The organism is Amycolatopsis sp. NPDC050768, from assembly GCF_040654155.1.
Taxonomy (GTDB): Bacteria; Actinomycetota; Actinomycetes; order Mycobacteriales; family Pseudonocardiaceae; genus Amycolatopsis.
The window spans coordinates 1-14,915 of record NZ_JBFAHL010000016.1; the positions used below are offsets into that span (position 1 = coordinate 1).

A 14,915-nucleotide genomic window follows, 5' to 3' on the forward strand; every position below is an offset into this window, starting at 1 on the left:
TTTGGGCCACCCACTCAATCGCCTGAGGCGAGAGCTTGGTTCGTGTCCCGGTGGCCGCCCGGTTTCCCTGGCGACTTGGAGAACTTTACATGGCCGAAAACCCCCCAAAACAGGGGGGTCCCTTAACTCGATCTTCCCAGGTCAAACCCCGTGTTATCTCCGGAAACGGCCCGCCGCGGCCCCGAACACCTCGTCCAGCCGCCTCGTCGGCCGGCGGAAAACATTGCTCCGACCACATTGCGGCGTATTGCACCGATCCAAAGCTCTGCCTACCGTCAGCCCCATGCCCACCCTCCACACCGGCCACGGCACCGTCCTCACCTACGACGACCGAGGCACCGGCGACCCGGCGCTGCTCCTCGTCCACGGCCACCCCTTCAACCGCTCCATGTGGCAGCCCCAGACCGAGCACTTCGCCGAACGGGGCTTCCGCGTCGTCGTTCCCGACCTCCGCGGCTACGGCGAGAGCACCGGCCCCGCAGTGACCGGCCTCCGCGACTTCACCCGCGACCTCATCGCGCTGGCCGACCACCTCGGCCTCGCCACGTTCGTCCTCGGCGGCCTCTCCATGGGCGGCCAGATCGCCATGCAGACCGTCGCCGACCACCCCGAGCGCGTCCAGGCGCTCCTCCTGGCCGACACCTTCCCCACCGCCGAGACCCCCGAGGGTCGCCAGAACAGACGAGCCGCCGCCACCAGGATCGAGCGACAAGGGATGAGCGACTACGCCGACGAGCTCCTCCCGAAGATGGTCTCCCCGCAAACTCGCGCGAAGAACCCCGAGGTCACCCAGCACGTCCTCACGATGATGCGCACCACGCCACCCGCCGGCGCCGCCGCGGCGCTTCGGGCCCGTGCGCTGCGCCCCGACTACCGGGTGACCCTCGAACAGGTCGACGTCCCCACTCTGGTGACAGTCGGCAGCGAAGACGAGTTCACCCCCGTGTCCGACGCCCAGCTCATGCACGGACTCGTGGCCGGTTCCGCACTGGCGGTGCTGGAAGGCGCGGGCCACCTGCCTAACCTGGAGTCCGCGGCCGGGTTCAACGACGTGTTCGGCCGGTTCCTGAACGCACTCCGGCCCCGGCCGGACCACCAGGCGGAAGAACGGTGACCCACCCCATGAAGACCGTATTCGTGACCGGCGCGAGTGCCGGGTTCGGTGCCGCGATCACGCGCCGGTTCGTGGCCGAGGGCTCGCGGGTCGTCGCCACGGCCCGCAGCGCCGACCGGCTCGCCGCGCTGACCTCGGAGCTCGGCGAGTCCGTGCTGCCCGTGGTGCTCGACGTGCGCGACAGCGACGCGATCGTCGCGGCCGTCGGCGCGCTGCCCGGCGACTGGGGCCGGATCGACGTGCTCGTGAACAACGCGGGCCTGGCCAAGGGCCTCGAGCCGGCGCAGGAGGCCAAGCTCGAGGACTGGGACCAGATGATCGAGACCAACGTGACCGGTCTCGTGCACCTCACCCGCGCGGTGCTGCCCGGCATGGTCGAGCGTGGCAGCGGCCACGTGATCAACATCGGCTCCATCGCCGGCACCTACCCCTACCCCGGCGGCAACGTCTACGGCGCGACCAAGGCGTTCGTGCACCAGTTCAGCCTCAACCTGCGCAGCGACCTGCGCGGCACCGGTGTGCGCGTGACCAACATCGAGCCCGGCATGGTCGGCGGCACGGAGTTCTCCAACGTCCGCTTCGGCGACGACGACAAGGCGGCAGGCGTCTACGCCGGCACCACCCCGCTCACGGCCGACGACATCGCCGAGTCCGTGTTCTGGGCCTCCGCGCAGCCGCCGCACGTGAACGTGAACGTCATCGAGATCATGCCGGTGGTGCAGAGCTTCTCGGCCCTGACCATCCACCGCGAGAGCTGAGCCTCGAAAATCTAGGGCGCGAATCGCTCCAGCCCGAACAGGTCGAACAGCGCCTGCTGGGCCGGGTCGCGGTCGGTGAGGATGCGGCGGCTGCGCGGCCGCCCGCCGGTGGACGGGTAGCGCAGCACCGTCTCGCCGATCCCGCATAGCTGATCGAGCAGCTCGCCCACGGACAGGTTCATCCCGTCGCGGTCGGCCTCGCGCCGCATGAGGTGCGTGACGGTGGCGGCGAGCACCGAGACCAGCGCGTGCACGGCGACGCGGTGCGGGGTCCACTCCCACCGCGGCGTCGGGCCGACCGCGGCGGGGCCGGTGAGCCAGCGGAACGTCGACTCCAGGTAGGTCCGCGCGCGGTAAGCGGTGACGATCTCGGCCACCGGCCAGTCGCGGTCGGTCACGAGGATCTGCTTGCCGAAGTACTCGTCCACCAGCCGCGCGACGGCCGCCTCGTCGACCCGGCGCGTCAGCCGGATCTCCCCCGGCCGGGTACCGGTGAGCGTCGCTTCCAGGACCCGGCCGACGCGGCGGCCGCGCGTGACCCGCGAGATCTCGGCGTGGACCTGCGTGCGGTCGCCGCGGTGGGTGCCGGCTTCCAGGGCCGCGGCCAGGCCGTCGAGCTCGCGGATCGCGGTGCTCAGCTCGTCGGTGAACGCGCGGTACTGCGCGGCGTACAGCGTGGCCGAGTGCGTGAGGATGACCCGGCGCCGCACGCCGTCGACGGTCGCGCGGGTGTCGATCGCGGTCAGCCCGGCGAAGCGTTCCGGGTCCACGCGCCGGCGGGCCGAAGCGGGCTGCGTGAGCAGGTCCGGGTGGTCGGCCGGCAGGAGCGAGCCGACGAACCCGCGCCGCGCGCCGAGGTCGAGCTGCGCGGCCTGCCCGGCGTGGAAGACGAGCGTGACGTCCGTGGCCGGGTAGCGCTCGCCCAGCTCCCCCGCCAACGCGCCGAACGTCGGCGCCGCGCCGCTGTCCCTGCGGTACACCCGCGACGCGAGCGGGATCGCGCCGTCGCGCGTGACCACGAGGCCGAGTCCGGCCAGCGCATCCTGGCAGGCCGAGGGCACCGTGCAGTCGGCGGCGGTGAAGGCCGCGAACTGCGGGACGTCCACCGCGAGCGCGGAGGTGCCGTCGTCGCCGAGCAGGTCGAGCACGGCTTCGGCGACCGCCGTTTCGACGCCGGTGATGCGCTCCGGCGTCAGGCGCTGCAACGCCCGCCAGTGGGCCGCCGTGGTGACGGCGGCCTTCGGCGGACGCGGGCGCACGAGATCCTGCGCCGCGCAGCCGGCCCACCACTGTTCGAAGCTCACACCGGCGCCGGTCGCGCGGTGCAGCACGGCGAGCGCGACGTGGAACCCGAGCGTGGTCTTCGCGCGCTGCGGGCCCGCCACGGCGTCGACCCGACGGACGAGATCGAGGCGCTGGATCGTGCCCCACACGGCGGCCACATCACCGAACGTGCGGTGCCGCGCGCCGCCCGGTTCCGCGCCGCCGGGCAGCGCGCCGGCGATGTCTTCGGCCGTGCCGAGGTACCGCTGCGTCACCACCCGCGGCGCGCCGTCGACCCGCGCGGATTCGGCCAGGTAGTAGTACGTCCGGCCGCCGATGCGCTTCCCGATCACCGATGCCACACTTTAGGTAATACACGTTCCGCGGGTGATCGACAACCTTTCCACGCCTCTGACCAGCGCGGATGATCGTCTCTTCCGAACGGGTGAGCACGTGGCGGACAACGCACTGGCCCACCTCTGCGAGCTGGTCCTAGCGTGACGGGAATGGCACCCGAACCCGAGTTGACCGCCCCCACCCCGTCGGCGATGCGCCGCGCGCTCGCGCGGGCCAGGGACGGGAAGACGCTCGACCTCGCCGAGGCCACCGTGCTGCTGCACGCGCGCGGCGACGACCTCAAGACGCTGTCCGAGCACGCCTCCCGAATCCGCGACGCCGGCCTCGAAGCCGCCGGGCGCGCGGGCGTCATCACCTACAGCCGCAAGGTTTTCATCCCGCTGACGCGGCTGTGCCGCGACCGTTGCGGCTACTGCACCTTCGTGACCGTGCCGGGCCGGCTCGAGTCGCCGTTCCTCTCGCCCGACGAGGTCCTCGAGATCGCCCGCAAGGGCGCCGAGATGGGCTGTAAGGAAGCCCTGTTCACACTCGGCGACCGGCCCGAGGACCGCTGGACGGCGGCGCGCGACTGGCTCGACGCCCACGGCTACGACGACACGCTCTCCTACGTCCGCGCGATGGCCATCCGCGTGCTGGAGGAAACCGGCCTGCTGCCGCACCTGAACCCCGGCGTGCTGAGCTGGCAGGACTTCCAGCGGCTCAAGCCGGTGGCGCCGTCGATGGGCATGATGCTCGAGACCACGGCGACGCGGCTGTGGAGCGAGAAGGGCGGCCCGCACTACGGCTCGCCGGACAAGGATCCCGCCGTCCGGCTGCGCGTGCTGGAGGACGCAGGGCGCAGCTCTGTGCCGTTCACGACCGGCGTCCTGATCGGCATCGGCGAGACGCACGAGGAGCGGGCGGACGCGATGTTCGCCATCCGCAAGACCGCTCGCGAGTACGGCGGCATCCAGGAAGTCATCATCCAGAACTTCCGCGCGAAGCCGGACACGAAGATGCGTGCGACGCCCGACGCCGATCTCGAGGAGCTCGCGGCGAACATCGCCGTGGCGCGGCTCGTGCTCGGGCCGAAGATGCGCATCCAGGCGCCGCCGAACCTCATCGGCAACCAGTACGACCTGATGATCCGCGCCGGCATCGACGACTGGGGTGGCGTCTCGCCGCTGACCCCGGACCACGTGAACCCCGAGCGTGCCTGGCCGCAGATCGACCAGCTGGCCCGGCAGACGGAGAAGGCCGGCTTCACGCTGCGCGAGCGGCTGACCATCTACCCCGAGTTCGTGAACATCGGCGAGCCGTGGCTCGACCCGCGCGTGACGCGGCACGTGGCCGCGCTCGTCGACCCCGCGACGGGGCTGGCGCGCGAGGACGCGATGCCCGTCGGGATCCCGTGGCAGGAGCCGGACGGCGGCTGGCAGCAGTCGGGCCGCACCGACCTGCACACCGAGATCGACACCACCGGCCGCACCGACGACCGTCGAGGCGACTTCGACTCCGTCTACGGTGACTGGAAGGAAATCGGCCGCAAGATCAAGACGGGGCCGCAGAAGTTCGACACGGACATCCTGGAAGCCTTGCGCAGCGCGGAAAAGGACCCGGCCGGCCTGTCGGACGACGCCGCGCTGGCCCTGCTGCACGCGGACGGACCCGAACTCGACGCCCTCGCGCGGATCGCCGACGACCTGCGGCGCGAGACGGTGGGCGACGACATCACGTTCGTGGTCACCCGCAACATCAACTTCACCAACGTCTGCTACACCGGCTGCCGCTTCTGCGCGTTCGCCCAGCGGCGCACCGACGCCGACGCGTACACGCTCTCGCTGGAGCAGGTCGGCGACCGCGTGGACGAGGCGTGGGCCGCGGGCGCGACCGAGATCTGCATGCAGGGCGGCATCCACCCGGATCTGCCCGGCACCGCGTACTTCGACCTCGCCGCCGAGGTCAAGCGCCGCCGGCCCGACATCCACCTCCACTCCTACAGCCCGATGGAGGTCGTGAACGGCGCGTCGCGCACCAACCTGTCCCTGCGCGACTGGCTGATCCGGGCCAAGGAGTCCGGTGTGGACTCCCTGCCGGGCACCGCCGCCGAAATCCTCGACGACGACGTGCGGTGGGTGCTCACCAAGGGCAAGCTGCCGACGTCGGCGTGGATCGAAGTCGTGACCACCGCGCACTCCGTGGGCCTCCCGACGACGTCGACGATGATGTACGGCCACGTCGACAACCCCAGCCACTGGGTCGCGCACCTGAAGCTCCTGGCGCGGTTGCAGCGCGAGGGCATGGAACGCAACGGCCGGCGCGGGTTCACCGAGTTCGTGCTGCTGCCCTTCATCCACCAGAGCGCGCCGATCTACCTCGCCGGCCTGGCTCGCCCCGGCACTTCCTTGCGGGAGAACCGCGCGGTCCACGCACTGGCACGGCTGCTCCTGCACGGCACGATCGACAACATCCAGAGCTCCTGGGTGAAGCTCGGCGAGGAAGGCAGCCGGGCGGTGCTGCAGGGCGGCGTCAACGACATCGGCGGCACGCTGATGGAAGAGACGATCTCCCGCATGGCAGGCGCGTCGAACGGCTCGTACAAGACGATCAGCGACATGCGCGCGATGGTCGAGCCGCTGGGCCGGCCGTTGCGTCAGCGGACGACGGGGTACGGAGTGCCGTCGGCTGAGCGCATTGCCGCCGCGGAGGCGTCGGACGGGGTGGCGACGGCGGTGCGGAAGCCGTTGTTGCCGTTGTTGACTTCCTGAGTTTCGGTGGTGCTGCGCCCCGGGCCGAGTTCGGTCCGGGGCGCATTCATGCGCACTGTCTCCACTCGATCGGGTGTGGACAACTGGCCTCGAGAGGGCCTGCGAGCCGGGAATTGTCGGTGGTCGCCGATAGACTGGACGTGGGACGCCCCCCTCGGGAGGGCGGGGTCTGTCCGGCGATTCCCGGGGCCGGGCACAGTCCCGGGTGGTCGAGAGCTAGGTTTCCTCGCCATGGGGATCTTCAAGGCGTTGCCGGTCGTTGTCGTGGCCCTCGCGGCCGTCGGGTGCGGTTCAGGGGAGCCGTCGGCGCCGGTCACCCAGGCGCCGGTGAGCTCGTCGCGAGTCGTGCCGCCGCCGGCGTTGGTGGTCTCCGCGGGGATCGTCGAGGCCGGGCTCGGGCATCGGGCGTCGGTGCTGACGCTGACCAACAACGACGCCGAAGCGCACACGCTGAATGGCTATCCCACCGTGCGGATCCTCGACGGAACCGGGAAGGCGCTGGATGTCCAGGTGCACCACGGGGTCTCGTACTTCTCGCCGGACCCCGGGCCGAAGCCGTTCACGTTGGCACCGCACGAAAAGCTGCTGAGCGTGGTGTCGTGGTCGGCCACGGTGACCTCGGGTGACACGACGACCGGCGCCGCGGTGGGCGTGGTCGCGGCGCCGGGTGAGGCCGAGCAGACCGTGCCGCTCGAGACCGACCTCGGGACGACCGGGGAGATCACCGTGACCGCCTGGATGAAGGACCTCCCGAAGTAGGCCTCAGCCGAGGATCCGCCGCAGCCACGGTGCCCGCGCCGCGCGAGCCTGCACCGAAAGCGCCGCGTCCGGGGCCGAGCCGTCGAAGCCGTGGTAGGCGCCGGGCCAGACGTGCAGCTCGGCCTGGACGCCGGCTTGCCACAGGCGCGTGGCGTAGGTGACGACCTCGTCGCGGAAGGTTTCGGCGGTGCCGACGTCCAGGAAGGCCGGCGGGAGGCCCGACAGATCCGCGGCGCGGGCCGGGGCGGCGTAGGGCGAGACGTCGGGGCCGCCGCGGGCGGAGCCGAGCAGCGCGGTCCAGCCGATGTCGTTGGCGGTGCGGTCCCAGACGCCGAGGCCTGCCATCTGGAACGACGACGGGGTGTCGTTGCGGTCGTCGAGCATCGGGTAGAGCAGGAGCTGGCCGAGCAGCGCCGGGCCGCCGCGGTCGCGCGAGAGCAGGGCCACGGCGGCCGCCAAGCCGCCGCCCGCGCTGGCGCCGCCGACGACCACGCGAGCGGCGTCGATGCCCAGCGAACCGGCGTGCTCGACTGTCCACTTCAGACCCGTGTAGCAGTCTTCGACCGGCGCGGGATGCGGGTGTTCCGGGGCGACGCGGTAATCGACCGAGACGAACGCGAGGCCGAGCGAAACCGCGTACTCCTTGAGCACCAGCAGATCACGGCCGCGGTGCCCGCCGAGGATCATGCCGCCGCCGTGCATCCAGTAGAGCACCGGAGCGTCGGCGGTCGCGTGGGTCGGGCGGCCGATGACGAGCGGCACGCCGTCGGCGTCCACTTCGGACAGGGTGACAGTGCCGTCGGCCGCAACGTCGGCGAGCGAGAGCTCACGCGTGGCGCGCTCCTCGCGCAGGGCCGGGATCGCGGCGGCCGAGTCGAGCGCCGGCCGCTCGGCCCGCATCTGCTCCAGCACCACCTCGAGCTCGGGGTCGAACGGCAGCGGCGGCCCCACCTTCGGACGGGTCGCGGTCATCTCGGTACCTCCCAGGACGTCGTGGCTCTCGCCTGATCATCCTGGCCCGGCCGGGCCTCGCGCCACCTCCGCCAGGTGGCGGGAAATCCGTGAGCCGAACGAGCCATGACGTCGGATGTCGAAAATTTGCGTAAGTCCGTCCGACTATTGCGATTTCCTGTCGGTAATTCGTATGATCCAGCTCACACACTGTCCCCACCAGTGCACCCGACCCCGACGAAAGGCGAGTGCTGCTCCGTGTCTCCCCTAGGTGTCTTCAGCGCGCCCGAAAAACGACGACCCACCTCGAGAAAGATCGCCGCGCTCGGCAGCGCCGTGCTCGCGGCCGCCGGCCTCACCGCCCTGACCGTGATCGCGGCTCCCGGCAGCCCGGCGACAGCCACTCCGAACGCCGCCGTCGCCGGCCGCGGCGCGACCGTCCCGTTCATCGAGCAGGAAGCCGAGAACGCCGCCACCAACGGCACCGTGATCGGCCCCGACCGCACCGCCGGCACCCTTGCCGGCGAGGCTTCCGGCCGCAAGGCCGTCACCTTGACCGGCCAGGGCAAGTACGTCGAGTTCACCCTCAGCGCCCCGTCGAACTCGCTCGACTTCCGCTACAGCCTCCCCGACAGTGCCCAGGGCACCGGGATCAACGGCACGATCTCGGTCTACGTCAACGGCACCCACAACCGCGACCTGAACCTGACCTCCCGCTACGGCTGGTACTACGGCGGCTACCCCTTCAGCAACGACCCCGGCCAGGGCAAGGCGCACCACTTCTACGACGAGGTGCGCACGCTCTTCGGCACCAGCTACCCTGCCGGCACCAAGATCAAGCTGCAGATCGACGCCGGCGACGTCACCCCCGCGACGGTCGACCTCGCCGACTTCGAGCAGGTCGCCGCGCCCGCGACCAAACCGGCCAACGCCGTGAGTGTCACCGACTACGGCGCCACCGCCGGCGACACGAGCGACGACGCGGGTGCGTTCGACGCCGCCGCGGCCGCCGCGAAGAGCCAGGGCAAGCAGGTCTGGATCCCGGCGGGCTCGTTCACGCTCAACCACCACATCACCGTCGACCAGGTGACGATCCGGGGCGCCGGACCGTGGTACTCCGAGCTGCACGGCGCCCGCGCGGGCATCTTCGGCAAGGGCGAGCCGGCCAGCTGCTCCACCCCGACGTACCCCGGCAACGCGGCGGTGCCCGGGAGCAGCACGAACGTCGGGCTCTATGACTTCGCGATCATCGGCGACGTCCAGGCCCGGGTCGACTGCGACCAGTCCAACGCCATCGGCGGCGCGCTCGGCGGCGGTTCGGTCGTGCAGAACCTGTGGCTGCAGCACACGAAGGTCGGGCTCTGGCTCGACGGGCCGTTCGACGGGCTCACCGTGCGCGGCAACCGGATCCTCGACCAGACGGCCGACGGCCTCAACCTGCACCAAGGCATCAGCAACACGCTGGTGACGAACAACTTCCTGCGCAACACCGGCGACGACGGCCTCGCCATGTGGGCCGAGCACGACGCCGACCACCACAACACGTTCTCGTTCAACACGGTGCTGCTGCCGATCCTCGCGAACAACATCGCGATCTACGGCGGCCACGACAACACCGTGTCCGACAACGTGGTGGCCGACAACCAGGACCAGGGCGGCGGCATCCACGTGGCCAACCGGTTCAGCGCCGTGCCGCTCTCGGGGACCACCACCGTCACGCGCAACACCGCGATCCGCACCGGCGTGCTCGACTCCAACTGGCAGTTCGGCGTCGGCGCGCTGTGGTTCGACGGTCGCGACTCGGCCATCACCGGCCGCATCGACGTGGTGGACAACGACCTGCTGGACAACAACTACGAGGGCGTGCAGTTCATCGACGGCGCCACCACCGACGTGCACTTCGACGGCCTGCGGATCACCGGCGCAGGCACGTTCGCGTGGCAGCTGCAGTCCAAACCGAGCGGTACGGTCAAGAACGTCGTCGCGACGAACGTCGGCCGCGCGGGCGTCTACAACTGCATGGGCCCGGACGCGCTGACGGGCCTGGCCGACCAGGGCGGCAACTCGGGCTGGACCACGACGTTCTGCGGTTCGTGGCCGACGCCGGTCTACAACGGCGACAACGGCGGCACGACTCCCCCGACGACGCCGACCACACCGACGACACCGACGACGCCCACGCAGCCGCCGACCGGAAACCTGGCGCTGCACAAGGCAACCACGGCCAGCGGCTCCCAGGGCGGCTTCCCGCCGGCCAACGCCGCGGACGGCAATGCGAGCAGCTACTGGGAAAGCAGCAACAACGCGTTCCCGCAGACGCTGACCGTCGACCTCGGCAGCGCCCTGAATGTCAGCCGGCTCGTGCTGAAGCTGCCGCCTTCCAACGACTGGGGCGCCCGCACCCAGACGCTCACCGTTCAGGGCTCCACCAACGGCTCGTCGTTCAGCACGCTCAAGTCCGAAGCCGGCTACCGCTTCGACCCGGCGAGCGGCAACACCGCCACCGTCTCACTGAGCCCCACGAGCACGCGCTACCTGCGGCTGAGCTTCGCCGGCAACACCGGCTGGCCCGCCGGGCAGCTCTCCGAGCTCGAGGCCTACGCGTCCTGATCCTCTCCGGAAAATCCCCAGAAAGGACAAAGATGTCCCCCACCTCAGCACGACCCAGGGCGGCCTTGCTGGCCGCGGCGCTGGTGTCCTCCGGGCTGACCGTGTTCGCGGTCGGCTCGGGCACGCCCGCCGCGGCGGCGACCTGCCCGGCCACGGCGTCCGGCGGTGCGAGCGTTCCGTTCCGGACCGTCGAGGCCGAATGCAGTGCCACCAACGGATCCGCCGTCGGCCCCGACTACACGCAGGCCACGGTGGCCTCCGAGGCGTCCGGCCGCCAGGCCGTGCGGCTCGGGCAGGGCCAGTACGTGGAGTTCACGCTGCCGGCCGCGGCCAACTCGGTCAACGTCCACTACAACCTGCCCGACGGCAGCTCCGGCCGGATGTCGGTGTACGTCAACGGGACCAAGCTCGGCAGCGGGCTTTCCGTGACGTCGCAATACACCTACACCGACACCCCCGGCATCCCGGGCGCGAAGACCCACCACTTCTTCGACGACGCCCGTCTGCTGTTCGGCCAGAACGCCGCCGCGGGCGCGAAGGTCAAGGTGCAGCTGGACTCCGGCGACGTCGGGCAGGCCACGATCGACCTCGCCGACTTCGAGCAGGTCGGGGGCGCCGGCGCGCAACCGGCCGGCTCGCTGTCGGTCACCGACTACGGCGCCACGGCCAACGACGCCGGCGACGACACGCAAGCTTTCCGCAACGCCTTGCAAGCCGCCCGGCAGCAGGGCAAGGAAGTGTGGGTGCCGAGCGGCCGGTTCGAGATCGGGTCGGCGCTGCAGATCGACCAGACCACCGTGCGCGGCGCCGGGCAGTGGTACACCGTGCTGCACGGCAACAACATCTTCAACAACGGCAGCGCTTCCGGGAACATCAAGCTCTACGACTTCGCCGTGTTCGGCTCGGTCTCCGAGCGCAACGACTCCAGCCCGGACAACGCGTTCCACGGCGTGCTCGGCAACGGCTCGGTCGTCTCGGGGCTGTGGATCCAGGACACCAAGTGCGGCCTGTGGCTGATGAACGGCGCGTCCTCGAACCTCACGATCGAGAACAACCGCATCCTCGACACGCAGGCCGACGGCGTGAACTTCGACGGCGCCGTGACCAACTCCGCCATCCGCAACAACTACCTGCGCAACAACGGTGACGACGCGCTCGCGCTGTGGTCCAACGGCCAGGCCGACGCCGGCATCACCATCGCGAACAACACCGTGGTGCAGCCGAACCTGGCCAACGGCATCGCCCTCTACGGCGGCTCGAACAACACCGTCAGCGGCAACCTCATCCAGGACACCAACGCCCTCGGCGGCGGCTACCTCGTGGCCAACCGGTTCAACTCGGTGCCGCTCTCGGGCACGGTCACGCTGACGAACAACACCGCGCTGCGGGCCGGGGCACTCGACCCCAACTGGCAGTTCGGCGTCGGCGCGCTGTGGTTCGACGCCCGTGACCAGGCCATTTCCGGCGTGACCATCCGCGTCAACGGCTTCACTGCCATCGACAGCCCCTACGAGGCCATCCAGTTCATCGACGGCAACGGCGCGGGCAAGCAGGTCAGCGGCATCACGATCGACGGCGTGACCGTGCGCGGCGCGGGCACGTTCGTCGCGCAGTCGCAGACGCAGGGCACGGTGTCGATCAGCAACCTGACGGCGTCGGGTGTCGGCGTGGTCGGCACGTACAACTGCCCCTACCCGAGCTCGATCCCGAAGATGACCTTCACCGGTTCGGGCAACAGCGGCTGGACCGGCACCTGGAACGACTGCGCCGGCTGGCCCGCGCCGAACTCCGGCCCGCCTCAGCCGCCGCAGTCGGGCGCGAACATCGCGCGCGGCAAGGCAATCACGGCGAGCGGCTCGCAGGGCGGCTTCCCGCCGGGCGATGCCGTGGACGGCAACGCGAGCTCCTACTGGGAGAGCACGAACAACGCGTTCCCGCAGACGCTGACCGTCGACCTCGGTGACCCGGCGGCGATCAACAAGGTGACGCTGAAGCTGCCGCCCTCGGGCGACTGGGGCGCCCGCACCCAGACGCTCACCGTGCAGGGCAGCACCGACGGCGGCTCGTGGACGACGCTGGTCGCCTCGCGCGGCTGGAACTTCAGCCCGTCGTCCGGCAACACCGCGTCGGCGAGTTTCGGCACGACGACGCAGCGCTTCGTGCGCGTGACGATCACCGGCAACACCGGCTGGCCGGCCGGGCAGGTCTCGGAACTGGAGGTGGCCGCGGCGTGATCTGACGGAGAAGGGCTCCCCGGCCGGCGGTGTCGACGGCAGGGAGCCCTTCCTGTCACACCGCGGGAGCCGGTTCCAGCTCGGCGACCTCGGCCGTCCGCCGAGCCCGCCGTCCCAGGTAGAGGATCAGCACCGCGCACCCCAGCATCGGCCCGGACAACGCCAGGAAGATCGCCGCCGGGGACCAGGAGGCGGCCACCGCGGCGCCGACGACGAGCGGGCCGAGGATCCCGCCGAGGCGGCCGATGCCCAGCGCCCAGCCGACGCCCGTCGAGCGGATGTTGACCGGGTAGACCACGGCGGCCAGCGCGATCAGCGCCTTCTGGCCACCGCTGACCCCGCAGCCGACGAGGAACATCGCCGCCAGGAGGATCCACACCGGCGCGTGGAACGCCGGCCCGGTCACCGCGAGGAACACCGCGCCCACCACGAACAACGCACCCAGCGAACCGAACGCGCCCAGGCGGTCCATCGCCGGCCCCACGACGAGCGCGACGACGATGCCGCCGACGGTCGTGAGGCTCGTGGCCGTGACCACCGTGCCGTTCGCGAAACCGAGGTTCGTGAGCATCGTCGGCAGCCAGCTCTGCAGCGCATAGAACTCGCCGAGGTTGACGGCGAAGACCACCCACAGCAGCACTGTGCTCAGCACCCCGCCGTTGGCCAGCAGCGCCTTCAGCTTCACGCGGCCACCGGCTTCGGCCACGTCGACGCTCACCGGCTGTGTCTCCGCGGGCAACGCCGGGTCGATGCGGCGGCACAGCCGGTACGCGCGTTCGGAGTTCGCGCCGCGGCCCACCAGGAACACGAGCGACTCCGGCAGGAACTTCAGCATCAGCGGGATGATCACCAGGGGCGCCAGCGCACCCACGAGGAACACCGAACGCCAGCCGGCCGTCGGCACGAGCCAGCCCGACACCACCCCGGCCACGACGAACCCGAGCGAGAATCCACAGTAGATCGCCAGGACGAAGCTCGCCCGCAGGCGTTTCGGGGTGTACTCGGCGGTGAGCGCGACCGCGCTGGGCGCCGCCGCGCCGAGACCGATGCCCGTGATGAGCCGCAGCACCACGAGCTCGGCCACGCCGCCGACCCAGACGGACACGAGGCTCGTCAGCGCGAACAACGCCGTGCCCGCGATCACGAGCCGCCGGTGGCCGAAGCGGTCGGACAGCGGCGAAAGCACGAGGTAGCCGATCATCAGGCCGACCAGGGCCGAGGAGAAGATCGGGCCGAGCACCGCGACCTTCAGCCCCCAATCTTTGGCGATGTGCGGAGCGAGGTAGTTGATGGCCTGCGTGTCGAAGCCGTCGAAGAACATCACGAGCCCGCACAGCACCACCGTGCCGTACTGGAACGGGCTGACGCGCTTGCCGTCGACGAACCCGGTCAGGCGGACGCCCGCCGTCACCGGGTGCCGGCCAGCAGGTCGGCCACTTCACGCGGGTGCGTCAGCGGGGCCAGGTGCGGGGCGTCGAGGCGCACGACGTGGTCGGCGCCCGCGGCCATCTTCTCCTGGTCCACGGGGAATATCGCCTCGTCGCGCTCGCACACAACGTAGGTGACCGGGTGCGTGCGCTCGGGTTCGGTGGCCGGCTGGGTGAAGGTGACGGCCGCGTGCGCGCGGCGCTGCCCGTGGACGCCGGCGAACGCGGCTTCGTCGAGGTCGGGGGCGAGCACCTTGCGGGCCAACTCGTGGTCGTCGGTGACGTGCAGCGTGCCGTCTTCGCGGGGGACGATCCACTCCTCCGGGTGCGGAGAGCGGATGTCGAGCAGGTTCTCACCGCGGCGCGGGCGGAACGCGGACAGGAAGACGCTGTGACGCACGCGCGGGTGGTCGGAGAGCTCGCCGACGACGATGCCGCCGTAGGAATGCCCGACCAGCACGACGTCACGGCCGAGGCCGTCGATGAGTTCACGCACGTGGGCGACGTCCGTAGACACGTCGCCGAACGCCGCCGGGTCCGGTCCCCCGCTGGGCAGCTGCTCCACGACGTGCACCTCGTGGCCCTGCTCACGCAGCGCGTCGGCCACTTCCCGCCAGCTCCAGCCGGCGTACCAGGCGCCGTGGACGAGCACGAAGTCCATGGGATTCTCCTTTGAATCGTGGTGGGGTCTGACG

Annotated in this window: 10 protein-coding genes; 6 read left to right on the top strand and 4 right to left on the bottom strand. The window is 70.8% G+C overall.

Annotation, left to right across the window (positions count from 1 at the left end):
* Nucleotides 1-283 precede the first annotated feature (283 nt).
* Nucleotides 284-1,114, top strand: a complete 831-nt coding sequence (locus AB0H62_RS36425) for an alpha/beta fold hydrolase (RefSeq protein ID WP_360591150.1) — start codon at nt 284-286, stop codon at nt 1,112-1,114.
* An 8-nt stretch (nt 1,115-1,122) separates the two neighbouring features.
* Nucleotides 1,123-1,872: an SDR family oxidoreductase gene (locus AB0H62_RS36430; RefSeq protein ID WP_220243043.1), complete on the top strand. Its 750-nt coding sequence runs from the start codon at nt 1,123-1,125 to the stop codon at nt 1,870-1,872.
* A gap of 11 nt (nt 1,873-1,883) precedes the next feature.
* Here the strand turns inward: AB0H62_RS36430 and AB0H62_RS36435 are convergent, their stop codons facing one another.
* Complete coding sequence (locus AB0H62_RS36435; protein ID WP_360591153.1) at nt 1,884-3,488, bottom strand: transposase; 1,605 nt, start codon at nt 3,486-3,488, stop codon at nt 1,884-1,886.
* Nucleotides 3,489-3,641: 153 nt separating this feature from the next.
* Here AB0H62_RS36435 and AB0H62_RS36440 point away from each other — a divergent pair, with 153 nt between their 5' ends.
* Both AB0H62_RS36440 and AB0H62_RS36445 read left to right on the top strand, forming a co-directional pair.
* The gene (locus AB0H62_RS36440; RefSeq protein WP_220243045.1) at nt 3,642-6,239 is read left to right on the top strand and encodes a bifunctional FO biosynthesis protein CofGH; all 2,598 of its coding nucleotides are present in this window, start codon (nt 3,642-3,644) and stop codon (nt 6,237-6,239) included.
* A 231-nt stretch (nt 6,240-6,470) separates the two neighbouring features.
* Entirely contained in the window at nt 6,471-6,998 is a 528-nt protein-coding gene (locus tag AB0H62_RS36445) for a DUF4232 domain-containing protein (RefSeq protein WP_220243046.1), read from the top strand.
* Nucleotides 6,999-7,001: 3 nt separating this feature from the next.
* On the opposite strand, the gene AB0H62_RS36450 is transcribed toward AB0H62_RS36445, so the two are convergent.
* The gene (locus AB0H62_RS36450) at nt 7,002-7,970 is read right to left on the bottom strand and encodes an alpha/beta hydrolase (RefSeq protein ID WP_360591156.1); all 969 of its coding nucleotides are present in this window, start codon (nt 7,968-7,970) and stop codon (nt 7,002-7,004) included.
* A gap of 348 nt (nt 7,971-8,318) precedes the next feature.
* On the opposite strand from AB0H62_RS36450, the gene AB0H62_RS36455 reads away from it, so the two are divergent.
* Nucleotides 8,319-10,559, top strand: a complete 2,241-nt coding sequence (locus tag AB0H62_RS36455; protein ID WP_360591397.1) for a discoidin domain-containing protein — start codon at nt 8,319-8,321, stop codon at nt 10,557-10,559.
* Nucleotides 10,560-10,591: 32 nt separating this feature from the next.
* Entirely contained in the window at nt 10,592-12,793 is a 2,202-nt protein-coding gene (locus AB0H62_RS36460) for a discoidin domain-containing protein (protein ID WP_360591157.1), read from the top strand.
* A 55-nt stretch (nt 12,794-12,848) separates the two neighbouring features.
* Here AB0H62_RS36460 and AB0H62_RS36465 read toward each other — a convergent pair whose 3' ends face one another.
* Entirely contained in the window at nt 12,849-14,204 is a 1,356-nt protein-coding gene (locus tag AB0H62_RS36465; protein WP_220243049.1) for an MFS transporter, read from the bottom strand.
* Nucleotides 14,201-14,881 (bottom strand): alpha/beta hydrolase, encoded by a 681-nt coding sequence (locus AB0H62_RS36470; RefSeq protein WP_360591160.1) that lies wholly within the window; start codon nt 14,879-14,881, stop codon nt 14,201-14,203. The genes AB0H62_RS36465 and AB0H62_RS36470 overlap by 4 nt, the downstream gene beginning before the upstream one ends.
* Nucleotides 14,882-14,915: the final 34 nt, after the last annotated feature.